This is a genomic window from Luteimonas sp. A611, assembly GCF_054072715.1.
This window is the reverse complement of the sequence record NZ_JBSVRP010000001.1, coordinates 81,559-107,046: the sequence shown is the minus strand read 5'-3', so window position 1 is coordinate 107,046 and position 25,488 is coordinate 81,559. Positions and strand designations below refer to the sequence as shown.

The window sequence follows — 25,488 nt, the reverse complement described above, 5'->3', positions numbered from 1 at the left end:
CGCATGGACGGAAGCCGCCCGCTCGCCGACAATCCCGCCGGCCGCGCACCGCGCCGCGCTTCATCGGGGGACGCTCCATGGTCGGACAAGGTTTCAGCGAACGCCTGCGCGCCGGCACCGAGCCGGCCTGGAGCCGCGCGGTACAGCACCGCTTCGTCCGCGAGCTGTGCAGCGGGCGCATCGACGATGCCGCGATGGCACGCTACCTGGTGCAGGACCATCGCTTCATCGACGCCTTCGTGACCCTGCTGGGCGCAGCCATCGCCGAAGCCGACAGTTTCGAGGCGCGGCTGCGCTTGGGCCGCTTCGCGGGCATGGTCTGCAGCGAGGAGAACAACTACTTCCTGCGCGCGTTCGAGGCGCTGGGCGTGGACGCGGACACCCGCGTGTCGGTGCCCGACGCCGCCCCCACCGCCGGATTCAAGGCGCTGATGCGCGAGGCCGCGGCAACGCGCTCCTACGCCGCCGCACTGGCCGTGCTCAACGTCGCCGAGGGCCTGTACCTGGACTGGGCCACGCGCGCGCCGCAGCCACTGCCGGACAACTTCGTCCACGCCGAGTGGATCATCCTGCACGACAACCCGTTCTTCCACAGCTTCGTCGCCTTCCTGCGCGAGGAGTTCGACCGGGTGGGGCCGGCGGAAGAGGCGCTGGCGCAGGATTTCTTCCGCCGCGCGGTGAACCTGGAGCTGGCGTTCTTCGACGCCGTCTACGACACGGAGGGCGGCTGATGTCGCTGCTGGATCGGCTCAAGGCGGCGGCCGCCGACGATTGGAACGCCTACATCGACCACGCCTTCGTGCGCGGCCTCGGCGACGGCAGCCTGCCGGCCGAGGCGTTCCGCCGCTACCTGGTGCAGGACTACCTGTTCCTGATCCAGTTCGCGCGCGCGCATGCGCTGGCCGCATGCAAGGCGCGCACCCTGGCCGACATGCGTGCGGCCAAGGACGGACTGGCGGCGATCGTGGACGTCGAGATGCAGCTGCACCTGCGCCTGTGCGAACGCTGGGGTTTGTCCGCGGCCGACGTCGAGGCCACGCCGGAGCACGCGGCGACGGTGGCCTATACCCGCTGGGTGCTGGACATCGGCATGTCCGGCGACCTGCTCGACCTGCAGGTGGCGCTGACGCCCTGCACCCTGGGCTATGCGGAGATCGGCCGGCGCCTGGCACCGCAGGGCATCGGCGCGCTCGACGCGGCGCACCCCTATCGCGAGTGGATCGGCGAATACGCCGGCGAGGCTTTCCAGGCGGTCGCGGTCGATGCGCGGGCCTGGCTGGATGACCTGGACCGGCGCTACGGCAGCCAGGCGCGGTTCCCGGAACTGGTGGCGATCTTCGCCAAGGCCGCGCGGCTGGAAGCGGGCTTCTGGCAGATGGGCCTGGACGCCGCCTGACGGCTGCTTCTTGCGCGGCACGGCGGCGGGCTGGAAGATTCCGCTTCCCACTCGTCGGCGCCGCCCATGCCCCACCCCTGCCTGACCTGCGGCGCCTGCTGTACGCAGTACCGGGTCGCGTTCCACTGGATGGAGTCCGACGAGAGCGCCGAGGGCGGGGTGCCCGCCGCCATGACCGAACGCCTGGACGCGCACCGGCTGTGCATGCGCGGCACCTACAGCGCGCCGGTACGCTGCGTGGCGCTCGATGCGCGGATTGGCGAATACTCGCGCTGCACCATCCACCCGCGACGGCCGTCCGTATGCCGCGAAGTGGACGCCTCATGGGAGTACGGAGCGCCCAGCGCGCAGTGCGACAAGGCGCGGCTGGTGCACGGCATGCCGCCGCTCACTGCCGCCGACTGGCGCTGGCGCGACGGGGCCGACAACGACGATCGTCCCGACCACAACGGCAACAGCCCGCCCACGCCGCGGATGCCGCCGGTGGCGGCCTGAGCAGGCCGAGCGCCTGCCGTCAGGACGCCAGCGGGTGCGCGTCGAGGAAGCGGCGGATTGCCGGCACCAGCAGCTCGTGTTTGTCCTCGAGCACGTAGTGGCCGGCGTCGTCGAAGGCCATCACCTCGGCCTGCGGCAGCTCGGCGCGGAAGCGCGTGAGGAAATGCTGGTCGAACACGAAGTCCTTCAGTCCCCAGCCGATGAAGGCCGGCCGGTCGGCATATTGGTGCAGGCGCCGGCCCGCGGCTTCCAGCAGCGGCCAGGCGCGGTCCTTCGGCGACAGCGGGATGTCCTGCATGAAACGCACGGTGGCGATGCGGTTTTTCCAGGAGTCGTAGGGCGCGACATAGGCGCGACGCACCTCGGCCGGCATGCGGCGCTCCACGCCCAGCCACGAGGCGCCGCCGGAGAAGGCGTTGAAGCCGCGGATCACCAGTTCACCGAGCTGGTAGTCGCGGCCCAGCGCGATCTGCCAGGGCATGGGCTTGTCGGCCGGCATCGGGAACGCGGCGGTGTTGAGCACCACCAGCCGCTGCACCTGCGCCATGTGCGACAGCGCCCAGCCGAACCCGATCATCCCGCCCCAGTCGTGCACCGCCAGCGTCACCGGGCCATCGATGCCCAGGTGCGCCAGCAGCGCTTCCAGGTCGTCGACGCGCGACTGCAGTGTGTAGTCGTAGCGCGGCAGCGCTTCGGCCGCGTCGTCGGGCTTGTCCGACAGGCCCATGCCGACGTGGTCGGGCACGATGCAGCGGTAGCGTCCACGCAGGCCGTTGACCAGGTGCCGCCAGTAATAGCTCCACGACGGATTTCCGTGGACCATGACCACGACCTCGCCATCGCGCGGGCCCTCGTCGATGTAGTGCATGCGGATGCCCGGACGCACTTCGAGGTGGTGGCTGGCAAAGTCGTAGTCGGGGAAGCGCACGGGCACGGCAACGGAAGGCGGGAGGGCATTGTAAGCGGCAGGTTGCCGACGCCGCTGCCATCACATGGCTGAACATCGCCATCCGGGCCGGCGGCGGGGCTCCAGTTATGCTGGCCGCATGATCCCTGCCCTCCCGATCACCACTGCGCCGCGCGTCGGCGCGGTGCATGCCCGACTGCGCGCGGCCACGGCACACCTGCACGCGGAGGTGGACGGCATGTTCGCCAAGGGACTCGATTCGGTCCCCGGATATCGCCGCTACGTGCTGGGCATGCACCGTTTCGCCGCCGACTACGAGATCGCGGTCGAGGCCGCGCCGCGCCACTCTGCGTGGCTGGCCGGCGACCTGGGCAGCCTCTCGCTGCTGCCGCTGTCGGCGCAAGGCGTGCAGCGCCCGGCAACCGGCGCGGCGGAGCGGCTGGGCTGGTGCTACGTGATGGCAGGCAGCAGCATGGGCGCGCGCAGCCTGCTGCGCGACGCACAGCGGCTGGGCTACGACGGCGCGCAGGGCGCCACCTTCCTTGCGCAGCATGCCGCCTCCGATGAATGGAGCAGCCTGCGTGAGCGCCTGCAGGCCATCGACGCCAGCGACGAAGCGCGCATGGCCCAGGCCGAGGCCGGCGCGCGCGCGGCCTTCGCCCTGGTGCGCACCTGTTTCGAACGCAGCTTCGACCGAATTCCCGCCACCGCTGCAAAGGAACCGCGCCGATGACCCACGAACTGGAACGTGCGCTGCAGACCTGCGCGAGCGAGCCGATCCACCTGTCCGGTGCGATCCAGCCGCACGGGTATCTCATCAGCTGTCGCCTGCCGGACTGGTCGATCCATCATGTCTCGGCCAACCTCGAAGCGCTCTCCTGCGTGGCGCCGGAGGCGATGCTGCGCCGCTCGCTGCGCGAGTTCATCACCGACGACGTGATCCAGACGATCGCCGAGACGGTGGGTTTCGCCGACCCGGGCGGCCCGTCGCAGCGCGCGGCCGTGGCCAACATCGGCCCGCTGGCCGCGCTGTGCGAAGTGAGCGCGCATGCCGCCGACGGCCTGGTGCACATCGAGATCGAGCCGCAGCAGCGTGGCGGGGGCGACCGCTCACCCACGGTGGTGGCGCAGGCGATGATCGCGCGCGTGGCCCAGGGCGATCAGGACGAGGGCTTCCATCAGCGCGCGGCCGAACAGGTGCGCCTGCTCACCGGCTACGACCGGGTGATGATCTATCGCTTCCGCCACGACGATTCGGGCGAGGTGGTGGCCGAGTCGCGCGACGCGGCGATGCCGTCCTACATGGGGCTGCGCTATCCGGCGTCCGACATCCCGGCGCAGGCCCGGCGCCTGTACCTGCACAACCGCATCCGCGTCATCCCCGATGCGCGCTATGCGCCGGTGCCGGTGCTGCCCGACCGCACTGCAGGCGGCCAGCCGCTGGACCTCAGCCAGATGTCGCTGCGCAGCGTCTCGCCGGTGCACCTGGAGTACCTGGCCAACATGGGCGTGGCCGCATCGATGTCGATCTCGATCGTCGCCGGCGGACGCCTGTGGGGACTGATCGCCTGCCACCACCGACAGGTGCGCCACGTGCCGCCGGGCGTGCGCGCGGCCGCCGACCTGTTCGGACTGTTCGTATCGATGCGCGTGGCTGCGCGCGAGCAGCAGGAAGCCACGCGGATGGAGGACGAGGCGCGCATCGTCCGCGACGCCCTCGCCCTGCGCCTGGCGGAGTCCGGCAACGGGCGGGCCTGCCTGCCCGGCGAACTCGAACTGCTGCGCCGCACCGTGCCGGCCGATGGCGTGGCGCTGCTGCAGGCAGGGCAATGGCAGACCGCCGGACGCGCGCCACCTGCTGCATGCATTGCCGCGCTCAGCGGCTGGCTGGCGCATGCGGCGCATGCCGGGGCGCCCGTCACCACGGCGCGAGCAGCCGAGTGGAGCGCGGAGTCCGACGCGACCGACGGCATCGCCGGCGTGCTGGCGCTGCCGCTGGACCCCGCGAGCGACGAATGGCTGCTGTTCTTCCGCTGCGAGGAAGTCGAGGAGGTGCGCTGGGCCGGGCGTCCGGACCAACCGTTCGAGATCGACGCCAACGGCACGCGGATCGGTCCGCGCGCCAGCTTCGCCACCTGGCACGAGACCGTGCGCGGCGCCAGCGAACCCTGGAGCGACGCCGACCTGCGCATGGCCGCGCGCCTGCAGATGGCGTTGCGCGACCACTACCAGGGGCCGGGCGTGCATGCGGCGGAAGCGGACGCGCTGCGCGGCCGCCGCGGCCGCCTGGAGGTGCAGGAACATCGCACGCGCCTGCGCCAGGTGTCCGAGCTGCTGGAGAGCCTGGTCCACGTCAGCCCGACCGAGACGGCTGCGCTGGCCAAACGGATCTCGCAGCTGGAGGAAGACCTGCAGTTGCTGGTCCTGGCGTCGGGCAACGACCGCGACGCGCTGGCGAAGCGCTGAGGCAAGGCTGGAAAGCGCGGTTTGTCATTCCGAACGCAGTGAGAAGCGCTTTGTAACGGCGAAGCCGGTCAATCTCAGAAAATCAATAGCCTAGATTTCTCGCTTCGCTCGAAATGACAGTTTCGGCGTCGCCCTAGCGTCTCGCCACGCCCGTCAGTCGGCGCGCGGCGCGATGCCCGGATGCAGTTCGCATGGCCAGGGGTCGCGACCGAGCCCGGCGGCAATCGCATCGAACGGGGCGCAGCGAAAGCCGTCCCCCGGTCGCAGCCAGACCGCGTGGCGCCCGGCCCGCGCATGGGCCCGCACCTGCGCCGCGCATGCGGATGGATCGGCCGGCGCCGGCTCGCGCGACGCATCCTTGCGCGCCAGCGCCTGCACCGCGTCGCTCACCTCGCCATCGACCACCAGCACGTCGGCGAGGTTCATCGCGCGCAGCGCGGCCAGGGTGAGCTGCCCGGGATCGCCCGGGCCGGTGCCGACCAGGCTGATGCGTCCACCATCCGCGTCGGGCGCTCCCGCTTCGAGCATGCGCACGAAGGCCTGCTCGGCCTCCGCATCGCGTCCGCCGCGCAGCAGCGCCGGCACCGCCCCATCGATCACCGCATCGAACCAGCGCCGGCGGCGCGCCAGGTCGGGCAGGCGCTCGCGGATCGCGGCGCGGTGGCGGGCGAACAGCAGCGCGAGCGCACCGAACGAGGGATCGAGTTCGACCTCAAGCCGTTCGCGCAGCCGCCGCGCCAGCATCGGCGCTGCGCCGCCGGAGGAGATCGCCAGCTGCAGCGGCGCGCGGTCGATCACCGCAGGCACCTGGAAGCTCGACAGCGCCGCATCGTCGACCACGTTGACGAACATGCCGCGCGCGTCCGCCAGCGCCGCGATCCCCGCATTGAGCGAGGCATCGTCGGTGGCCACCACCAGCAGCCAGGCGCGCGCCAGCCAGGCCTCGTCGAACGCGCCGTCCAGCCGCTCCAGCCGCCCTTCCCGCAGCCATCCGGCCAGCGCCGGATGCAGTGCGTGGGCGTGCACCCGCACCCGCGCGCCAGCGTGCAGCAGGGCCTCGATCTTGCGCAGCGCGACCTCGCCGCCGCCCACCACCAGCACCTCGCGACCGGCCAGGTCGGCAAACATCGGGTAGAGCGGCATCGCGACTCCCTTGGCAATCGGCGCCTGTTGCGCTTATGTTGCAAGGCAACATAACGCCGAACGTCCCTCCCCGCCAGCCGCCGAGCCGCGCATGCCGCGCATCCTGCTGATCAACGACACCGCCAAGCCCATCGGCGACCTGCGCGCGGCGCTGGTCGCGGCCGGGCACGAGGTGCTCGACGGGATCGAGGGGCCGACCGCGCTGCTGCGCGCGGTGGAAACGCACCGGCCGGACGTGGTGATCCTGGACGTCGACTCGCCCTCGCGCGACACGCTGGAGCAGCTGGCGATGCTGCACCGGCACGCGCCGCGGCCGGTGGTGATGTTCTCGGCCAACGACGACGAGCAGTTGATCCGCGCCGCGGTCGGCGCCGGCGTGGCGGCATACGTGGTCGATGGCCTGGCGCCATCGCGGCTGCGACCGATCATCCAGCTGGCGCTGGCGCGCTTCGAGCAGGACGCGAAGCTGCGCCAGCAGCTCGAAGGGGTGCAGCAACAGCTGCATGACCGCAAGGCGATCGACCAGGCCAAGGGCCTGCTGATGGAGAAGCGCGGCATGAGCGAACGCGAGGCCTACGCCGCGCTTCGGCAGCAGGCGATGCGCCAGAACCTGAAGCTGGCCGAGCTGGCGCGGCGGATCCTGTCGATGGCGGACCTGCTGGGATGACGCGCACCGGCGCCGGATTGCGCAGCCTGCGCGTGGGTTACGTGCCGCTGGTGGACTGCGCGCCGCTGGTCGCCGCGGTCCGGCTCGGCCTCGACCGCCGCCACGGCCTGCGCCTGGAGCTGCTGCGCCAGGGCTCCTGGGCCGCCGTGCGCGACAAGCTGCTGTCCGGCGAACTGGATGCATCACATGCGCTGGCCGGCATGGTCTACGGCATCGAAACCGGCATCGGCGGCCCGCGCGGGCCGATGGCGGTGCTGATGGTGCTCAACCACAACGGCCAGTCGATCGTGCTCGCCCCCGCGATCGCGCAGCGCCTGCAGGCGGGCATGCCGCTGCGCCAGGCGCTGGGCGTGCCGGCGCACAGGCCCACGCTGGCGCAGACCTTCCCCACCGGCACCCACGCGATGTGGCTGTACTACTGGCTCGCCGCGCAGGGGGTGGACCCGCTGTACGACGTGCGCGCGGTGACCCTGCCGCCACCGGAGATGCCCGCGGCGCTCGCGCGTGGCGAGATCGAGGGCTACTGCGCGGGCGAACCCTGGGCGTCGCGGGCCGAAGCACTGGGCGCAGGCGCGCGCGTGCTGCGCAGCGACCAGCTCTGGCCGGGCCATCCGGAAAAGGTGCTCGCCTGCCGCCGCAGCTTTGCCGCCCTGGAGCCGGAGGCCGCCACCGCACTGACCGCGGCCGTGCTGGATGCCTGCCGCTGGCTCGACGAAGACCCAGACCACCGCAACCAGGCCGCGCACTGGCTGGCCGACGGCGCCATCGACTTGCCCGCGGCCTGCCTGGCCGACTGCCTGCGGCCAGGCGGCGCCGCGCCCGGCGGCAGCCGGCTGCGCTTCCACGGCGACGGCGAGGTCAACTTCCCCTGGCTCTCGGACGGGCGCTGGTTCCTGCACCAGTTTCGCCGCTGGGGCTGGCTGCCGGCGGACGCCACCGGCGACGACGCGCTGCTGGCCGAGGTCCACCGCCTCGACAGCTATCGGCTCGCCGCGCTGCAGGTCGGCGTGCCGCTGCCCCGGGGCGAGTCGCGGACCAGCGTCCTGTTTGACGGCATGCGCTGGGAGTAGGGTTCCCGCCCGTCCGCCTCCCCATTGTCATTTCGACTGCAGTCCATTGTCATTTCGACTGCGGCCTCCCGTTGTCATTTCGACCGCAGGGAGAAATCTTGCTGACGCGGCCGGTGACGGAGATTTCTCCCTGCGGTCGAAATGACAACCTTTGCGGTCTGTCGAAATGACAACCTTCGAGGTCCGTCGCAAAGACCGGTTTGCAGGAGCGTGGGGGGCCCGCCTGCGCAGGACGGCACCGGTTGGCGTACCACGCGCCCCGCCGCTGCACCATCTTCGTGCGAGACATGCACCGATTCGGGGAATTCCGCCCGTCTGACGCCGACACGAAAGACACCAGCCACCGATCTTTCCTTCTTGCGCCCGCGCATGCGAACCCACTGACGACTTCGGCCGACGCTTCAAAGCTTTGATTGCACAGGCTTTCCTGCGCGTCCTCGCCGCGCTGACCGAAGTCCGCCCAGCGCAACCATCCAGCCCCGGCGCTGCTGGCACGCATGTTGCGATGCAGTAAATGCCGGACGCAAAGCCGCGTCCGCAAACCAGACCACGACCCGGGGCCAACGGCGGCCCGGGGTCGTCGACAACGGCGTCTTTCCGGCCACCACCGGAAGACGCCGTTTTTTGTTTCCGCCTTCGCCGTCCACGCGGGCACCGCCCGCTGCGACGGCCTCCTCCCACGGAGCGCGCGATGAACCGATCGTTCTGGCAGGCCGGCCACACGCCCACCCTGCTGTCGGCCTTCCTCTACTTCGACCTCAGCTTCATGGTCTGGTACCTGCTGGGCCCGATGCAGGTGCAGATCGCCGAAGCCCTGCTGCTCGACACCCAGCAGCGCGCGCTGATGGTCGCGGTGCCGATCCTGTGCGGCGCGGTGCTGCGCCTGTTCCTGGGCCTGCTGGCCGACCGCCTCGGCGCCAAACGCACCGGGCTTCTCGCCCAGGTACTCGTGATCGCATCGCTGCTGGTGGCGTGGCGACTGGGCGTGCACAGCTTCGGCCAGGTGCTGCTGCTGGGCCTGATGCTGGGCGTGGCCGGCGCCTCGTTCGCGGTCGCGCTGCCGCTGGCCTCGCGCTGGTATCCGGCCGAGCACCAGGGCACGGCGATGGGCATCGCCGGCGCCGGCAATTCGGGCACCGTGCTGGCCGCACTGTTCGCGCCGCTGCTGGCGGCCATGTTCGGCTTCCAGCACGTGTTTGGCCTGGCATGCATCCCGCTGGTGGCGGTGCTGGTCGTGTTCGCGCTGTGCGCGAAGGACGCGCCGGTGCCGGTGGCGCGCAAGAGCCTGCGCGACTACGCGAGCGTGCTGGTCGGCAACCGCGACTCGTGGTGGTTCATGTGCTTCTACGCGATCACCTTCGGCGGCTTTGCCGGTTTCGCCAGCGCGCTGCCGGGCTACTTCCACGACGAGTTCGGCTTCGCGCCGAAGATCGCCGGCTGGGCGACCGCGGCCTGCGTGCTGGCCGGCTCGGTGATGCGGCCGATCGGCGGCGTGATCGCCGATCGCATCGGCGGCACGCGCACGCTGCTGGCGGTGTACCTGTCGGTGGCGCTGCTGGTCTCGGGCGCCGCGCTGGGTCTCGGCGGCCCGGCCGGGGTGGTCGCGCTGTTCGTGCTGGTGCTGCTGTGCCTGGGCGCCGGCAACGGCGCGGTGTTCCAGCTGGTGCCGCAGCGCTTCGGGCGCGAGATCGGAATGATGACCGGGCTGATCGGCATGGCCGGCGGCGTCGGCGGCTTCGTGCTGGCCGCGGGCCTGGGCGTGGTCAAGCAGCACAGCGGCAGCTACGCGCCCGGCCTGTGGCTGTTCGTGGCCGTGGCGCTGGCCGCGTGGGGCCTGCTGTGGAGCGTGAAACAGCAGTGGCGCCAGCAGTGGCTCGCGCTCGGCGCGGCGCGAATCTGATTGAGAGGAAGCCAACAATGAAGCGACCCCGCCTGGTAGTGGTCGGCAATGGCATGGCCGGCATCCGCACGCTCGAGGAGCTGCTCAAGCTCGTGCCCGGCATGTACGAGACCACCGTGTTCGGCGCCGAGCCGCACCCCAACTACAACCGCATCCTGCTTTCGCCGGTGCTGGCCGGTGAGCAGGACTTCGACGACATCGTGCTCAATCCGCTGTCGTGGTATGCGGACAACGCCATTACCCTGCACCTGGGCAAGGAGGTCACGCGCATCGACCGCGTGCATCGGCGCGTGATCGCCGCCGACGGCACGCAGGCCGAATACGACCGCCTGCTGCTGGCCACCGGCTCGCTGCCCTTCATCCTGCCGGTGCCGGGCAAGGACCTGCGCGGCGTGATCGGCTACCGCGACATCCACGACACGCAGGCGATGATCGATGCGGCCAAGGTCAAGCGCCATGCGGTGGTGATCGGCGGCGGCCTGCTCGGGCTGGAAGCGGCCAACGGGCTGATGCAGCGCGGCATGGACGTGACCGTGGTGCACCTGGCCGGCTGGCTGCTCGAGCGCCAGCTCGATCCGGTGGCCGGCGCGCTGCTGGAAAAATCACTGGCCGCACGCGGGCTGAAGTTCCGGCTCAACACCTCCACCAGCGAACTGCTCGGCAATGCGGCTGGAGAAGTCGCCGCGGTGCGCTTCTCCGACGGCAGCGAAATCCCCGCCGACCTGGTGGTGATGGCCGCCGGCATCCGCCCCAACACCGCGCTTGCGCAGTCCGCCGGCATCCACTGCAACCGCGGCATCGTGGTCAACGATTCGCTGCAGACCTTCGACCCGCGCGTGTACGCGGTGGGCGAATGCGCCGCGCATCGCGGCATCGCCTACGGCCTGGTCGCGCCGCTGTTCGAGCAGGCCAAGGTCTGCGCCAACCACCTGGCCAGCTTCGGCATCGGCATCTACAAGGGATCGTCGGTGTCGACCAAGCTCAAGGTCACCGGCATCGACCTGTTTTCGGCCGGCGAGTTCATGGGCGGCGACGGCAGCGAGGAGATCGTGCTGTCCGACCCGGCCGGCGGGCTCTACAGGAAGCTGGTGATCAAGGACGACAAGCTGATCGGCGCCTGCCTGTACGGCGATACCGGCGACGGCGCGTGGTACTTCCGCCAGATCAAGGACGGCAGCGCGATCGGCGATCGCCGCGACACGCTCGCCTTCGGCGAAACCGCGCTCGGCGATTCCGGCACCGGCGGGCAGGACCGCGCCGCATCGATGGCCGACACCGACGAGGTCTGCGGCTGCAATGGCGTGTGCAAGGGCACGATCGTCAAGGCGGTTCACGAGCAGGGCCTGTTCACCGTCGACGACGTGAAGAAGCACACCAAGGCGGCGAGCTCCTGCGGCTCGTGCACCGGCCTGGTCGAGCAGATCCTGATGAACTGCCTGGGCTCGAACTTCCAGGAAACGCCCAAGACCAAGGCGGTGTGCGCCTGCACAGACCGCAACCACGGCGAGGTGCGCCAGGCGGTCCGCGAGCACCACCTGGTCAGCCACGCCCAGGCCTACGCCTTCATGGAATGGCGCACGCCCAACGGCTGCGCGACCTGCAGGCCCGCGATCAACTACTACATGCTTTCGACCTGGCCGCGCGAGGCGATCGACGATCCGCAAAGCCGCTTCATCAACGAGCGCGCGCACGCCAACATCCAGAAGGACGGCACCTTCTCGGTGATCCCACAGATGAAGGGCGGCGTGACCAATGCGTCCGAACTGCGCCGCATCGCAGACGTCGCCGACAAGTACGCGGTGCCCATGGTCAAGGTGACCGGCGGCCAGCGCATCGACCTGCTGGGCGTGCGCAAGGAAGACCTCGTCGACGTGTGGCGCGACCTCGGCATGAAATCGGGCCATGCCTACGGCAAGTCGATCCGCACGGTGAAGACCTGCGTGGGCAGCGAGTTCTGCCGCTTCGGCACCCAGAACAGCACGCAGATGGGCATCGACCTGGAAACGATGCTGGCCAACATGTGGAGCCCGCACAAGGTCAAGCTGGCGGTGTCCGGCTGCCCGCGCAATTGCGCCGAGAGCGGCATCAAGGACGTGGGCATCATCGCGGTGGATTCGGGATGGGAGCTGCACGTCGGCGGCAACGGCGGGATCAGGACCGAGGTCGCGCGTTTCCTGTGCAAGGTGCGCAGCGCTGATGAAGTGAAGGAATACACCGGCGCCTTCCTGCAGCTGTACCGCGAGGAGGCCTACTACCTCGACCGCACCGTGCACTACATCGAGCGCGTGGGCCTGGAGTACGTCAAGCGCAAGGTGGTGGAGGACGCCGACAGCCGCCGCGCGCTGTACGAGCGGCTGCTGTTCGCACTCGAAGGCCTGCCCGATCCCTGGGCCGCGCGCATCGCCGGCGCGCAGCCACGCGAGTACGCGCCGCTGAAGCTGGATGCGTCGGCGTCGGCGCGTCCCATCGCCGTGGTCCTGGAGGAATGAGCATGCGCGAAGCCGAGACCTGGGTGCGCGTATGCGCGATTGACGAGATCCCGCTGCTGGGCGCGCGCGTGCTTGAACGCGACGGCGCCGACGCCATCGCCCTGTTCCGTCCCGCCACCGATCGCGTGTTCGCACTGACCGACCGCTGCCCGCACAAGGGTGGTCCGCTGTCGCAGGGCATCGTCTCCGGCGACAGCGTGACCTGCCCGCTGCACGGCTGGAACATCGCGCTCGACAGCGGCCAGGCCTGCGCGCCCGACGTGGGCTGCGCGCGGCGCCATGCCGTGCAGCTGCGCAACGGCGAGGTGTGGCTGTCGCTGCCGCATGCGTCCGACACGCTGCCCGAGGCAGCCGCCGCGGGCGCCATCGCCTGATGGAAGGGGCTCGCGCCGCGCAGCCGCCACAGGGCAGCACGCGCTCGACCTGCTGCTACTGCGGCGTGGGCTGCGGCGTGCTGATCCACAGCACGCGCGATGCCGGCGGCCAGGCCCGCATCACCGGCGTGGAAGGCGACCCGGACCATCCGGCCAACTTCGGCCGCCTGTGCAGCAAGGGCAATGCCCTGGCCGAAAGCGCGCGCAGCCTGCACGGGCGCGTGCTGCAGCCGGAGCTGCGCGCACGGCGCGGCGATGCGCGACGCGCGGTCGACTGGGGACTGGCGCTGGACACCGTCGCCGATCGCCTGGCCGGCATCGTCGAGCGCCATGGCCCGGACTCAATCGCGTTCTATCTCTCCGGCCAGCTGCTCACCGAGGACTACTACGTCTTCAACAAGCTGGCCAAGGGCCTGCTGGGCACCAGCAACATCGACACCAACTCGCGGCTGTGCATGTCCAGCGCGGTGAGCGGCTACAAACTCGCCCTCGGCGCCGATGGCCCGCCCACCTGCTACGACGACCTCGAACACGCCAAAACCGTGCTGTTCGCCGGCAGCAATGCCGCGTACGCGCATCCGGTGTTGTTCCGCCGGCTGGAAGACGCGAACGCGCGCGACGCGAACGTGCGCTGGATCGTGGTCGACCCGCGCCGCACCGACACCGCGGCCATGGCCGACCTGCACCTGCAGATCCAGCCCGGCACCGACGTGGCGCTGTTCAACGGCATGCTCCACCACCTGGTGTGGGAAGGTCTGCTGGACCAGCACTTCATCGAAGAACACACCAGCGGCTTCGACGAACTCAAGACCCTGCTGCGCGAGTACACCCCGCGCATGTCGGCCGAGATCTGCGGCATCGCCGCCGCCGACCTGGTCACCGCCGCCGAATGGTTCGGCCGCAGCCCCGCCGCGCTGTCGCTGTACTGCATGGGCCTGAACCAGTCCGCGCATGGCACCGACAAGAACCTGGCGCTGATCCACCTGCATCTCGCCACCGGCCAGATCGGCCGGCCAGGCGCCGGGCCGTTCTCGCTCACCGGCCAGCCCAACGCGATGGGCGGTCGCGAAGTGGGCGGCATGGCGACGATGCTGGCCGCGCACCGCGAACTCGACAACGCCGCGCACCGCGCCGAGGTCGAAGCGCTGTGGAAGCTCGCCCCGGGCACGCTGCCGGCAAAACCCGGCCTGGCCGCGGTGGAGCTGTTCGACGCGCTGCACAGCGGCAAGGTCAAGGCGGTGTGGATCGCCTGCACCAATCCCGCGCACTCGATGCCCGACGTCGGCCGCGTGCGCGAGGCGCTGCAGCGCGCCGAGTACGTGATCGTGCAGGAGGCGTTTGCCGGCACCGACACCGTGCCGTTCGCCGACGTGCTGCTGCCGGCCAGCACCTGGGGTGAAAAGGACGGCACCGTGACCAACTCCGAGCGCCGCATCTCGCGCGTGCGTGCGGCAGTGGATGCGCCGGCGCAGGCGAAGCCGGACTGGTGGATCGCGCGCGAGGTCGCACGCAGGCTGGAGGCGCGACTGGCGGCGCCGGGTGCGACGCCACTGTTCGAGGCCGATGCGCCATCGGCGCTGTTCGACGAACACCGCGCGCTCACCGTCGGCCGCGACCTCGACATCGGCGGGCTCGACTACGACGTGCTGGAACGCGACGGCCCGCAGCAGTGGCCGTTCCCCGCCGGCAGTCGCTCCGGCCAGCCGCGTCGCTACGAGGACGGCGTGTTTGCCACGGCCGATGGGCGCGCGCGCTTCCACCCCACGCCGTATCGCCCCGTTGCCGAGCCGACCTCGGCGCGTTTCCCCCTGCGCCTGCTCACCGGGCGCCTGCGCGACCAGTGGCACGGCATGTCGCGCAGCGGCCGCGTGCCGGCGCTGTTCGCGCACAGTCCCGAGCCGGGCCTGCGCATGCATCCCGACGACGCGGCGCGACGCGGACTCAAGGCCGGCGAACTGGTGCGCGTGGCCAGCAAGCGCGGCGAACTGGTGCTGCCGCTGGAGCTGTCGGACGAAGTCGCATCGGGCGCGGTGTTCGCGGCCATGCACTGGAGCGGCCAGCACCTGTCCAGCGCCGGCATCAACGAGGTCAGCCTGCCCGCGGTGGACGCGCGCTCGCGGCAGCCCGAACTCAAGCACGCCGCGGTTCGCGTGGAAAAGGCCGACTTCGGCTGGCGCCTGCTGGCCGCACGTCGTGGCGATGCGCTGGCGATGCAGGCGGCGGTGCAGACGCTGCTGCACGACTGCGGCTACGCCGGCCTGTCGCTGCACCGCGACGTCGAGACGTGTGCGCCCGAAGGCAGCGCCTGGCTGGTGCTGCGTGCCGCGTCGGCCGAGGCCATGCCGGTGCAGTGGCTGGCCGCGCTGGAAGCGGCGCTGTCGCTCGCCGCGGGCGCCGACACGCTGGAGTACCGCGACGCTCGCCGCGGCCTGCTCAAGCGCGTGGGTTGGCGCGCCGACGCAGGCGACAGCTTCATCGAGGGCCTGCTCTGGGCCGACGCGCAGCCAGGCGGTGATGCGCTGCTGGGCATCGCACTGGCCGGCGAGCCCTGGCGCGGACCACGGCTGTCGGCGTTCACGGCCCTGGCCGAGGTGGCGCGCGATCCGGTGGTCTGCGTCTGCCGCCATGTCACCGAGTCCGCGATCCGCGCAGAGGTGGCCCGCGGCGCCGACGTCGCCGCGCTCAGGCAGCGCCTGGGCTGCGGCAGCGTCTGCGGCTCCTGCCTTCCACAGCTCGTCCGGCTGGCGCGCCAGCCGCAAAGCGCATGACCTGCATCCACCGGAGCCCGACCCCATGCACGCATCCAGCACGCCGCAACCGCCCCGCCGCATCCCGGCCGAAGTCGTGCTGCTTTCGGCCGGCCCCGGCGATCTTGAACTGCTCACGCTCAAGGCCGCGCGCGCGCTGGCGCAGGCCGAGGTGCTGCTGCTCGACGAACTGGTCAATCCCGGCATCGTCGGCCTCGCCCCGCTCGCGCGCGTCGTGCGCGTCGGCAAGCGCGGCGGCTGCCGCTCCACGCCGCAGGACTTCATCTGCCGGCTGATGCGGCGCTGCGCGCTGCAGGGCCAGCGCGTGGTGCGGGTCAAGGGGGGTGAGGCGCTGCTGTTCGGCCGCGCCGGCGAGGAGATCGCCTTCCTGCGCCGCGCCGGCGTGCCGGTGACGATCATCAACGGCGTCAGCGCGGCGTTCGCGGCAGCGTCCTCGCTCGGCGTGTCGCTCACCCATCGCGACCACTGCCACGGCATCAGCTTCGTCACCGCGCACACCGCCGACCACGGCGAACCGGACTGGGCCGCACTCTGCGCCACCGGCACCACGCTTGCGATCTACATGGGCATGCGCCGCATCGAATCGCTCGCGCAGTCGCTGCTGCAGCACCTGCCCGCGCACACGCCCGTCGCCGTGGTGCAGGCCGCAAGCCAGCCGGGCGAATGCCGCCTGCTCACCACGCTGCAAGCGCTTGCGCTGGATGCCGCCGGTCTCGTTGCGGGCGCACCCGGCGTGATCCTCGTCGGCCCGGCACTGGGCGAGGCGGCGCATGCCACGCTCCCTGCCGCAGCCCCCCTGCAGCGTGCGTCATCGCTCGCGTAGACGGCCGATCGCGTGCGCGGGACGCGATGGTGGCAAGGGGTGTCGCGACGGTCAGACCGCCAGGTGCTCCCCACGGATCTGCGCAATGCGCGCCTGCACGTCCGCATCCACTCCGTCGGCTTCGGCCCGGTCGATCACGTTGGCCAGCACCCGCTTTTCCTCGTCGTCGAGCTGGTGGTCGGCAAGCGCCTTCGCCAGCAGCGAATCCAGCTCGGCCAGGTCGAGTTTGCCGTCATTGGTGAAGATCGGCACCGCAGCGAGGGCGAGTTGGAGGTGGGTGGGTAGACGTTCGGGCATTCGTGCGCTCCTTACTGTTGTGCCGGTCGCGAAGGCGGACGATAGCACGCGTTTTCGGGGTCCCCGATTGCCCGACGCATCGCCGAGGAGTCTCCCGCCGCGACCTGCGTGGCGCCAGATAGACCTGCGCAACCATCTCCACTGGACGCGCCGCCGCGCCCTGCAACTGGCTCCTGCCGCCGAACTGACGGTGGACGGCGGCTGGGTGCTGTAGCGGGTCACCGTAGCTGAAGGGGCCAAGGCCGGCGGCAAGGACTACCATGCACGCCTTCCCGCCGGATGCCGCCGCCATGTCCACGCCCCCGCCCTACCTCGACGACGCCCAGATCGAACGCCTGGCCGAGCTGCTGGAGCAGCGCGCGGTGCCGTTCAAGGGCTTCAACTTGGAAGCGCTGGACGGCTTTCTGTCGGCGCTGGTGGTGTCGCCTTCGATCGTGCTGCCAAGCGAATGGCAGCCGCTGGTGTGGGGCGGCAAGCCGCCGCGCTGGGACAGCGTCGAAGAGGCCACCGACGTGCAGCAACTGCTGATGGGCCACTGGAACATGTGCGCCGCCCGCGCGCAGCACGGCGAAGAAGAGGTGCCCGATCACCTCGCGCCGCTGATGTGGCTGCCCGAGGATCCCGAGCTGACCGGCGAGGAGGCGCTGCACGAAGACGAGCTCGACGTCGGCAGCGACTGGGCCCTGGGCTTCTTCGACGGCGTGGCGCTGCGTGAAGCCGAGTGGGACACCTGGCTGGACGAGAACGACTGGATGGAGGAGCTGTTCGACCTGCTCGATCGCCTCGCCACCGGCGAAGTGCTCAACCCGGAAGATCCCACCGCCGAGGCCACGCCGCTCGGCTACAGCGATCGCCTGGCGATCGTCGTCTCGCTGCCCGGGATGCTGGCCGACCTCAACCACCACCGCGTCGACGCCCTGACCCCGCGCGAGCCGATCCGCAACGACCCCTCCCCAGGCCGCAACGACCCCTGCCCCTGCGGCAGCGGCAAGAAGCACAAGAAGTGCTGCGGGGCGCATTGAGCGCCCGCAGCGACCCGATGATCAGGGCTGGCGCGCCAGCTCGCGGACAACCGCACGCCCTTGAACTGTAGGAGCGGCTTCAGCCGCGAACGCCCCTTCCAGCCTCGGCGCACGCCGGCCACATCCGCGCGCATCCATCGCGGCTGAAGCCGCTCCTACAACCTCGGGATTCCGGCCGACAGGACGCGGCGCGCATCCGGCAGGCCGACGTCCGTCTTCGTCCGACAGCGCCCGCTCCGCCCGCAATCAGGAGAGGATCACGCCCGGCCAGAACAGGTCGATGCGGCCGCTGGCCGTACCCGTGAAGCGTTTCGCCTTCTGCTCGTAGACGGCCACGCTGCGGCGCTTCTTGCCGAAGACGTGGAAGAAGTCGTTCCAGAAGCTCTGCGCCTCGGCGCGCTCGGAGGTCTCGCCTTCCCACTCGCGCGCGAAGGCGCGTGCGCGGTCGCGGATTTCGTTGAGGCTCAGCGGCACTGGCTATTTCCCCGGTTGCTCACGGCTGCTTCGCCGCGTCGCCGCGTCGCCGCGTCGCAACAGGTCGAACAGGGGCCGATTCACGTAGTAGTTGTTGCGGCCCACCTTGATCTTGTCGAGCAGGCCGTCCGCCGCCAGCGTGTCCAGGTAGCGGGTAGCGGTGAGCCGCGACACGCCCAGCTCGCGTTGCGCGAACTCCACCCGCGTATAGGGGTGGTTGAACAGGTTGTTGATCAGGTCCTGGCTGTAGAACCTGTAGTTGTCGCGGATGCGCTGCTTGGTGTCCTGCAGCAACTGTTTGATGGCCTGCACGGTGGCGATGGTTTCGACTGCGGTATTGGCCACGGCGTCGAGCATGTACAGCACCCAGTCCTCCCAGGCATCGTCGTCGCGCACGGCTTGCAGCAGCCGGTAGTAGTCGGGCTTGGTGCGCACGATGTGGCGGCTGAGGTAAAGCACGGGAATGTCGAGCAGACCTTCCTTGACCAGGTACAGCACGTTGACGATGCGGCCGGTACGGCCGTTGCCGTCGTAGAAGGGATGGATGCTTTCGAACTGGTGGTGGATCAGCGCCATCTTCACCAGCGGGTCGGCCGCGAACGGAGGATCGTCGTGGATGAAGCGTTCCAGGTCCGCCATCAGCTGCCGGACCTCGTCCGCGTCCTGCGGGGGTTCGTAGACCAGATTGCCCGCCCCGTCGCGCAGGGCCGTACCCGGCAGCCTGCGGAAGCCGGCGCGGTTGCATTCAAGCTGCTGCTGGATGCCGAGGATGGTGTTGAGGGTCAGCAGGCCATTCGCGCGGACCTGCTGGTAGCCGGCACGCAGGGCCTGCCGATAACGCAGCACTTCCTTGACGGCGGTGCCCGCGGCATCGGCGGCGTCTTCCGCCCGGTACAGGTCGTCCTGGGTGGTGACGATGTTCTCGATGGCCGAGCTGTCCCTGGCTTCCTGCAGGGTCAGCGTGCTGATCAGGATGTCCTGATTGGGGATGCTGGCGGCGACGCCCTTGAGTTCGGCCAGGGCGCGACTCGCCACGGCGAGTCGCTTGAGGATCGCGACTGTTTCGAACCGCTCCGGGACGAGGGCGTGCAGCGGGGGCAATGGCATTGCACGCTCGACATGTATAGAAAATCGAATTTCTTATACACGTTCAGGGCGGCATGTTCAATCGGCCCGGATTCTGATGCATGTTCCCGTGGACGCCCCCCCAAAAACGACAAGGGCCGGACAGGCCGGCCCTTGCTTCACCCGCTGGTGGCGGGGTTCACCAGACCACTTCAGCCATCGAGCAGTTCAGACCCGAGCCAATGCCGAGCAGGGCCACGCGGTCGCCCTTCTTCAGGCGGCCCATCTCGCGCAGCTTGCTGAGCACGATCGGCACCGAGGCCGGGCCGATGTTGCCGTACTCTTCAAAGATGGTCAGCACCTTCTTCGGGTCGATGCCGATGGCCTTGGTGAAGGCGGCGGTGTGGACCTTGCTGACCTGGTGGATGACGAACTGGTCGAGTTCCTCGGCCACCCAGCCCAGCGCCAGCTTGGCGGCGATGAATGTCTTCTGCGACAGCTTGATGCCTTCGATCAGCAGGGTGCGGGTGTCGGTGACCATGCCGTCGAGGTTGCCGCGGCAGAGCTTGTTCCACTCGGTGGCCGCGCGGGTGACGCCACCGCGGTAGCGCGGTGCGCCGGGGACAAGCTCGGCGCGGGCCATGACCATGGCGGCGGCGCCGGAGCCCAGGGTGAGCGTGGCCAGTTCGTTGCGGAACTGCTCCTCGGTGGCGTCGACGCTGGACAGGCGCTCGAGGGTCTTTTCGTAGGCCAGGTCGGCGGTTTCGCCGTCGACGATCAGGGCGTAGTCGATCTCGCCGCGCTCGATCATGCGGCTGGCGATGTCCATGCCGTTGATGAAGGCCAGGCAGGCGTTGGCGACGTCGAAGTTCTGGCAGGTGTCGGGCAGGCCGAGGTTGCCGCTCACGATGCTCGCCGTCGACGGCTCCAGGTAGTCGCGGCTGACCGAGGTGTTGACCAGCAGGCCGACCTTGTTCGGGTCGATGCCTGCATCGGCCAGCGCCTTGACCCCGGCCAGGGTCGCCACTTCGGACGCCTGCACGCCCTCTTCCCAGAGGTAGCGCGAGTGGATGCCGGCAACGTCGCCGAGCACGTCGATCTTGATCCCGAGGCGGTCGAGGGTCGGCCTCAACCGCTCATTGATCGCCGCGGATGACAGGCGACGGGGCGCATCGATATGGGCGAGACCGGCGATGGCGACGTGTTGGAAAAGCATGGGCGGGCGCCGGTAACGGATACGGAGCCGTATAGAGTAGCCCCTTCGGTCCCCCGGCGCATGGCGCTGGCTGAACGGGCAGGGGAATCGTGGCGACCGGTGGCCCCCACCCCAGCCCTCCCCCGCAGGCGGAGGAGGGAGCAAAGCGGGCCTGGAGCCCTCCCCGCAGGCGGGGGAGGGAGCAAAGCGGGGCCTGGGCGGCCCCGCCCCTCAGCGGCCGCAGCGCCAGGCCGCGAAGCGCTGGCTGCCGCCGGTGGGACCGGCGATGGGATGGATGGTATCGGCCCCGAGCCCGGGAGCCTCGTTGCGGGCCAGGGTCTCAAGCTCGTCGCGGACCTTGAGCGCATTGCGCTCGATGAAGGCGATCGAGTGCTTGACCGAAACCTCGACCTCGCCCCGCTTCTCGCAGCCGCCCGGCACCCCGCTGACCACTTTCACCGCGCTGGCACCCGGCGCCATGTGCACCCAGGTGCAGGCGGACAGGGCCACGGCCAGCGGAACGATCAGCAACATGCGCATCGGGGGGATCCTCTCGGTGTCGGTGGAACGCGATGCCCGCCATTGTGGCGGGCGTCACGGGTTCAGCGGTCGCGGCGGCAACGACAGGTAGCGCCGCGGTTCATGCTTGCGGGCCGCCGACGTGGCCTGCGATCACTCGCCGACGGGCTTGCCGTCGACGTCGATCACCTGCACCGGCCCCAGCTCCAGCGCGCGCACCGCGGCTTCGGTCTGGGCCAGGTCGCCGACCACCACCCAGGTCAGCGCACCGGGGCGGATGGTCTTCGCGGCCTCGGCCAGCTGCGCCGCGGTGGCGGACTCGACCTCGGCCTTGCGCCGCAGCACGTGGTCGTCGGGGCGGCCGTAGCGGACGATGCCGCCGATCGCGGACATCACCGACCACGCGGTTTCGTAGGCACCGGGCAGGCTCAGGGTCTGGATCGCCTTGACCCGCTCGACCTCGGCCTGGCTCGGCGGGCGCTCGCCGCTGGCGAACTCGGCGACCTCGCGCTGAATCTCGGCGATCGACTCGGCGGTGCGGTCGATCTGCACCGGCGCCGACACCATCCAGCGGCGCTGGCCGAGCGCACCGCCTAGCGCGCTGCTGGCGCCGTAGGACCAGTGCTTGTCCTCGCGCAGGTTCATGTTCAGGCGCGCGGTGAAGTCGCCGCCGATCACGCCGTTGGCGAGCTCAAGCGTGGTCGCGTCGGGGTCGCGGCTGCCCGGGACGACCTGGGCGGCGAAGATGTTGGCCTGCACCGCGCCGGGCTGGTCGATCAGGAACACGCGCGGCGCGGTCGGCAGCGCGACCTGCGCCACTTCGACCTGCTCAGGCGCGCCCGCGCCGCCCTTCCAGTTGCCGAAGTGGCGCTCGAGCTGCGGCACCACCTCGGCCAGCGTGGTATCGCCGACCACGATCAGGGTCGCGTTCTCCGGCTGCACCCAGCGGCGGTGGAAGTCGAGCAGGTCGTCGCGACCCAGCGCCGCGATCGAATCCTCGGTGCCGCTGCCGGGCGCGCCGTAGGGATGGCCCGCGCCGTACAGCAGCGCCGGCAGCACCCGCATCGCCATGCCGGCCGGCTGCGCCTTCTGCTGGCGGATGCCGGCGATCCAGGTCGCCTGGATGCGGTCGATCTCGGCTTGGTCGTAGTTCGGGCGCTGCACCATGTCGGCGAACAGGGCCAGCGACGGGTCGAGGTTTTCCTTCAGCGCCGACAGCCAGGCGTTGCCGCCGTCCTGCGAGGCGCCGGCACCGAGGCTGGCGCCGAGGGCTTCGGCGCGGTTGGCGAAGTCCAGCGAGCCGATGCCCGTCGCGCCCTCGTCGAGCAGGTCCATTGCGAAGTCGGCCACGCCTTCCCGGCCGGCCGGATCGCTGCTGTAGCCGCCGTGGAATTCATAGCTGAACTGCACCACCGGAATGTCGTGGCGCTCGGCCAGCACCACCTGCGTGCCGTTGCCCAGCGACGCGCGCTGCAGCGTCGGGAACTTCAGCTCCGGGAAGCTCGTTGTCTGCGGCACGCCGAGGCTGCGGTCCACCGCAGCAGGCGTGGTGCGGTACTTCGGATCGGGCGCGGGCGGGTCGAACGGCGCGGGCACCGCCGCCGGCGCCTCGACCAGTGCGGTCCGCTCGCCGGGCTCGACCACGATGGTGTGGCTGCCCTGCCCGAGCCACTTCGCGCCGACCGCGCGGACATCGGCGGCGGTGGTGGACGCGAAGTTCGCCAGCTGGGTGCGGAAGCAGCCCGGGTCGCCTTCGAACACGGTGCATTCGGCCAGCACGTCGGCCTTGCCGCCGAAGCCGCCGATGCGCTCGACGCCGCGGATGAAGCCGGCGCGGATCATGCTGCGCGCGCGCTCGAGTTCCTCGTCGGTGGGGCCGTCGACGACCAGCCTGGCGATCTCCTCGTCGATGATGGCCTCCACCCGCGCCGGGGCCACGCCTTCCTTGACCGTGGCCACGATGTAGAAATTGGAGCCCAGCTGCGAGCCGCCGGCCATGGCGCTGATGTTGTCGACCAGCTTCTCGCCGTGCAGCAGGCGCGTGTCCAGGCGCGAGGACTTGGCGCCGCCCAGCACGTAGCCCAGCACCTGCAGCTGGTCGAGCTCGACGCTGCCGGTCTCGGGGATGTTCCAGGCGCGGTAGATGCGCGGCTGCGGCACCTTGTCGTGCATCACCTCGCGGGTGGACTGCGCGCGGCGCGCCACGTCCACCGCCGGCTGCGACATGCTCGGCCCAGCCGGGATGTGGCCGAAGTATTTCGCCACCTTGTCCTTCGCCGTGGCCATGTCGATGTCGCCGGCCAGCACCAGCACCGCGTTGTTGGGGCCGTACCAGGCGTGGAACCACTGCTTCACGTCCTCCAGCGAGGCCGCGTTGAGGTCGTTCATCGAGCCGATCACGCTGTGGCCGTAGGGATGGCCCTTGGCGTACAGCGCGCTGGTCAGCTTCTCCCAGACCTGGCCGTAGGGCTGGTTCTCGCGCTGGCGCTTCTCGTTCTGGACCACGCCGCGCTGTTCGTCCAGCGCAGCCTGGTCGATCGCGCCCAGCAGGTGGCCCATGCGATCGGATTCCATCCACAGCGCCATGTCGAGCGCGGTGGTGGGCACGTTCTGGAAGTAGTTGGTGCGGTCGGTGTTGGTGGTGCCGTTCTGGCTGGTTGCGCCGACCGCGCGGAACGGATCGAAGAACTCGCCCGGATGGTTCTCGCTGGACTGGAACATCAGGTGCTCGAACAGGTGGGCAAAGCCGCTGCGCCCGGCCGGCTCGTCCTTGCTGCCGACGTGGTACCAGATGTTGACCGCGACGATCGGCGCCTTGCGGTCGGTGTGCACCACCACGCGCAGGCCGTTGGGCAGGACGAAGCTCTCGTGGGCGATATCGACGACCGGGGCATCGGCCGCAGCGGCGGCGGGCAGCGCAACCAGGCCGGCCCCAAGCGCGAGGCCGAGGGCAGTGGTCAGCAGGGCGCGGCGCACGGGGCGGGATGGGGCGGTCGACGACATGCTTGTTCCTTGCAACAAATGACCTGCCATCTTAGCCCTCCGCCTTCCGGCGCCTCCCGGGCCGGAAGTCCCGCCGATGACGCCGCCTGCACCGGGCGCGGTGCAGTCTTGGGTGATGTCCGTCCGCCACATCCTGGTCACCGGCGCCAATCGCGGCCTCGGCCTCGAGTTCGTCCGCCAGCTGCTGACAGGCGGTGACCACGTGATCGCCGCCTGCCGCCAGCCCGGCAAGGCCACCGCGCTCAACACCCTGGCCGGCGAACATCCCGGCCGCCTGCACGTGCTGCCGCTGGACGTCGCCTCGCCAAAATCGCAAGCCGAACTTGCACGCGAACTGCCGCTGGTGCTCGGCGACGACGGACGCCTCGACCTGCTGCTCAACAACGCCGGTGTGCTGCACTCGGGCGAACGCTTCGGCCACCTGAGCCTGCCCAACTTCGAGGACAGCTTCCGCATCAACGCGGCCGGCCCGCTGCTGCTGACACAGGCGCTGGCGCCTTTGCTGGCCGACGCCTGCCCCGAGCAGGGCCGAGGGCGCGCGCGCGTGGTCAACCTGTCCTCGGAGCTGGGCTCGATCGACGCCACCAGGCGCTTCGGCACGCCCAGCTACAACCTCAGCAAGGCCGCGCAGAACATGGCAACGGCGCTGCTGGCACAGGCGCTGGAAAGCCGCGGCATCGTGGTGGTGGCAATCAGCCCGGGCTGGGTGCGCACCGACATGGGCGGCGAAGGCGCTGAACTCGACCCTGCCGAAGCCGTGGCCGGCATCCTGCGCGTGGTCGGCGGCCTGGAGCCCGGCGACAGCGGGCAGTTCCTGGACTGGCGCGGCCGCGTCGTACCCTGGTGACCAGCCCGCCCGAACGACAATGACGCCCCGCGTCCATCGGCCCCGCCGTGTTCGATCTGCTGCTGTACCAGCCCGAGATTCCGCCCAACACCGGCAACGTGATCCGGCTGTGCGCCAATACCGGCGCGCGCCTGCACCTGATCCGGCCGCTCGGCTTCGACATGGATGATCGCAACCTGCGCCGCGCCGGCCTGGATTACCACGAGTACGCGACGCTGCGGGTGCACGATTCGCTCGATGCCGCGCTCGCCGCGATTGCGCCACTGCGTCTGTTCGCACTGAGCACGCGCAACAGCGTGCGCTACGACCAGCCGCGCTACGCCGCCGGCGATGCCTTCGTGTTCGGTCCTGAAACGCGCGGGCTGCCCGATGAGGTGCTGGCGCGGATCCCCGACGGACAGCGCCTGCGCCTGCCGATGCGCCCGCACAACCGCAGCCTCAACCTCTCCAACGCGGTGGCGGTGGTGGCGTTCGAGGCGTGGCGGCAGCTGGAGTTCGATGGCTGCGCATAGGTTGAGCGACCGGGATCACTGATCCGTGTCGATGCGGTGATCCGCACAGCCATTGC

23 protein-coding genes are annotated in these 25,488 nt (G+C 70.3%); 15 read left to right on the top strand and 8 right to left on the bottom strand.

All coding sequences use genetic code 11. The features are described from left to right. Nucleotides 1-77: 77 nt before the first annotated feature. The 3 genes from ACW5EG_RS00525 to ACW5EG_RS00515 all read left to right on the top strand — a co-directional run bounded on the left by ACW5EG_RS00525 (nt 78) and on the right by ACW5EG_RS00515 (nt 1,891). On the top strand, nt 78-731 hold the full coding sequence (locus tag ACW5EG_RS00525) for a TenA family protein (RefSeq protein ID WP_457020560.1): 654 nt from the start codon (nt 78-80) through the stop codon (nt 729-731). Beyond that, a complete protein-coding gene (gene tenA, locus ACW5EG_RS00520) occupies nt 731-1,396 on the top strand; it encodes a thiaminase II (protein WP_457016580.1) in 666 nt (221 codons plus the stop codon). Before ACW5EG_RS00525 ends, tenA begins: the two co-directional genes overlap by 1 nt. Before the next feature lie 66 nt (nt 1,397-1,462). Next, nucleotides 1,463-1,891, top strand: coding sequence for a YkgJ family cysteine cluster protein (locus ACW5EG_RS00515; protein WP_457016578.1), 429 nt, complete (start codon nt 1,463-1,465; stop codon nt 1,889-1,891). A gap of 19 nt (nt 1,892-1,910) precedes the next feature. Here ACW5EG_RS00515 and ACW5EG_RS00510 read toward each other — a convergent pair whose 3' ends face one another. Next, nucleotides 1,911-2,759, bottom strand: a complete 849-nt coding sequence (locus ACW5EG_RS00510) for an alpha/beta fold hydrolase (protein WP_457018364.1) — start codon at nt 2,757-2,759, stop codon at nt 1,911-1,913. 178 nt (nt 2,760-2,937) lie between these two features. On the opposite strand from ACW5EG_RS00510, the gene ACW5EG_RS00505 reads away from it, so the two are divergent. Together ACW5EG_RS00505 and ACW5EG_RS00500 are read left to right on the top strand one after the other, a co-directional pair. Then, nucleotides 2,938-3,531 carry a biliverdin-producing heme oxygenase gene (locus ACW5EG_RS00505; protein WP_457016576.1) on the top strand — a complete coding sequence of 198 codons (594 nt, stop codon included), beginning with the start codon at nt 2,938-2,940 and terminating at the stop codon, nt 3,529-3,531. Next, complete coding sequence (locus tag ACW5EG_RS00500; protein WP_457016574.1) at nt 3,528-5,264, top strand: GAF domain-containing protein; 1,737 nt, start codon at nt 3,528-3,530, stop codon at nt 5,262-5,264. Before ACW5EG_RS00505 ends, ACW5EG_RS00500 begins: the two co-directional genes overlap by 4 nt. A gap of 153 nt (nt 5,265-5,417) precedes the next feature. On the opposite strand, the gene ACW5EG_RS00495 is transcribed toward ACW5EG_RS00500, so the two are convergent. Beyond that, on the bottom strand, nt 5,418-6,407 hold the full coding sequence (locus tag ACW5EG_RS00495) for an NAD(P)-dependent oxidoreductase (RefSeq protein WP_457016573.1): 990 nt from the start codon (nt 6,405-6,407) through the stop codon (nt 5,418-5,420). Between the two features lie 91 nt (nt 6,408-6,498). On the opposite strand from ACW5EG_RS00495, the gene ACW5EG_RS00490 reads away from it, so the two are divergent. The 7 genes from ACW5EG_RS00490 (at nt 6,499) to cobA (ending at nt 16,498) form a co-directional block, all read left to right on the top strand. Further along, nucleotides 6,499-7,074 (top strand): ANTAR domain-containing response regulator, encoded by a 576-nt coding sequence (locus ACW5EG_RS00490; protein ID WP_457016571.1) that lies wholly within the window; start codon nt 6,499-6,501, stop codon nt 7,072-7,074. Then, nucleotides 7,071-8,144, top strand: a complete 1,074-nt coding sequence (locus tag ACW5EG_RS00485; RefSeq protein ID WP_457016569.1) for a CmpA/NrtA family ABC transporter substrate-binding protein — start codon at nt 7,071-7,073, stop codon at nt 8,142-8,144. Before ACW5EG_RS00490 ends, ACW5EG_RS00485 begins: the two co-directional genes overlap by 4 nt. Before the next feature lie 730 nt (nt 8,145-8,874). Continuing rightward, entirely contained in the window at nt 8,875-10,044 is a 1,170-nt protein-coding gene (locus ACW5EG_RS00480; RefSeq protein WP_457018363.1) for an MFS transporter, read from the top strand. Between the two features lie 17 nt (nt 10,045-10,061). After that, on the top strand, nt 10,062-12,533 hold the full coding sequence (gene nirB / locus ACW5EG_RS00475; RefSeq protein ID WP_457020559.1) for a nitrite reductase large subunit NirB: 2,472 nt from the start codon (nt 10,062-10,064) through the stop codon (nt 12,531-12,533). After that, nucleotides 12,530-12,907 (top strand): nitrite reductase small subunit NirD, encoded by a 378-nt coding sequence (gene nirD, locus ACW5EG_RS00470; protein ID WP_457016567.1) that lies wholly within the window; start codon nt 12,530-12,532, stop codon nt 12,905-12,907. The genes nirB and nirD overlap by 4 nt, the downstream gene beginning before the upstream one ends. Beyond that, nucleotides 12,907-15,675: a nitrate reductase gene (locus ACW5EG_RS00465; protein ID WP_457020558.1), complete on the top strand. Its 2,769-nt coding sequence runs from the start codon at nt 12,907-12,909 to the stop codon at nt 15,673-15,675. The genes nirD and ACW5EG_RS00465 overlap by 1 nt, the downstream gene beginning before the upstream one ends. 25 nt (nt 15,676-15,700) lie before the next feature. Further along, nucleotides 15,701-16,498 carry a uroporphyrinogen-III C-methyltransferase gene (cobA, locus tag ACW5EG_RS00460; RefSeq protein ID WP_457020557.1) on the top strand — a complete coding sequence of 266 codons (798 nt, stop codon included), beginning with the start codon at nt 15,701-15,703 and terminating at the stop codon, nt 16,496-16,498. Between the two features lie 51 nt (nt 16,499-16,549). On the opposite strand, the gene ACW5EG_RS00455 is transcribed toward cobA, so the two are convergent. Next, on the bottom strand, nt 16,550-16,795 hold the full coding sequence (locus tag ACW5EG_RS00455) for a hypothetical protein (protein ID WP_457016561.1): 246 nt from the start codon (nt 16,793-16,795) through the stop codon (nt 16,550-16,552). Nucleotides 16,796-17,085: 290 nt separating this feature from the next. On the opposite strand from ACW5EG_RS00455, the gene ACW5EG_RS00450 reads away from it, so the two are divergent. After that, the gene (locus ACW5EG_RS00450; RefSeq protein ID WP_457020556.1) at nt 17,086-17,817 is read left to right on the top strand and encodes a UPF0149 family protein; all 732 of its coding nucleotides are present in this window, start codon (nt 17,086-17,088) and stop codon (nt 17,815-17,817) included. 246 nt (nt 17,818-18,063) lie between these two features. On the opposite strand, the gene ACW5EG_RS00445 is transcribed toward ACW5EG_RS00450, so the two are convergent. The 5 genes from ACW5EG_RS00445 to ACW5EG_RS00425 form a co-directional block, all read right to left on the bottom strand. Then, nucleotides 18,064-18,291, bottom strand: a complete 228-nt coding sequence (locus tag ACW5EG_RS00445) for a type IIL restriction-modification enzyme MmeI (RefSeq protein WP_457020555.1) — start codon at nt 18,289-18,291, stop codon at nt 18,064-18,066. Nucleotides 18,292-18,294: 3 nt separating this feature from the next. Continuing rightward, nucleotides 18,295-19,398: a Fic family protein gene (locus tag ACW5EG_RS00440; RefSeq protein WP_457020554.1), complete on the bottom strand. Its 1,104-nt coding sequence runs from the start codon at nt 19,396-19,398 to the stop codon at nt 18,295-18,297. A 157-nt stretch (nt 19,399-19,555) separates the two neighbouring features. Beyond that, complete coding sequence (locus ACW5EG_RS00435; protein ID WP_457016554.1) at nt 19,556-20,572, bottom strand: 3-oxoacyl-ACP synthase III; 1,017 nt, start codon at nt 20,570-20,572, stop codon at nt 19,556-19,558. A gap of 210 nt (nt 20,573-20,782) precedes the next feature. Continuing rightward, on the bottom strand, nt 20,783-21,091 hold the full coding sequence (locus tag ACW5EG_RS00430; protein WP_457016553.1) for a DUF4156 domain-containing protein: 309 nt from the start codon (nt 21,089-21,091) through the stop codon (nt 20,783-20,785). Between the two features lie 132 nt (nt 21,092-21,223). Then, complete coding sequence (locus ACW5EG_RS00425; protein ID WP_457020553.1) at nt 21,224-24,073, bottom strand: M16 family metallopeptidase; 2,850 nt, start codon at nt 24,071-24,073, stop codon at nt 21,224-21,226. Between the two features lie 115 nt (nt 24,074-24,188). Here ACW5EG_RS00425 and ACW5EG_RS00420 point away from each other — a divergent pair, with 115 nt between their 5' ends. Both ACW5EG_RS00420 and ACW5EG_RS00415 read left to right on the top strand, forming a co-directional pair. Continuing rightward, a complete protein-coding gene (locus tag ACW5EG_RS00420; protein WP_457020552.1) occupies nt 24,189-24,920 on the top strand; it encodes an SDR family oxidoreductase in 732 nt (243 codons plus the stop codon). A 47-nt stretch (nt 24,921-24,967) separates the two neighbouring features. After that, nucleotides 24,968-25,432: a tRNA (cytidine(34)-2'-O)-methyltransferase gene (locus tag ACW5EG_RS00415; protein WP_457016548.1), complete on the top strand. Its 465-nt coding sequence runs from the start codon at nt 24,968-24,970 to the stop codon at nt 25,430-25,432. The last annotated feature ends 56 nt before the right edge of the window (nt 25,433-25,488 follow it).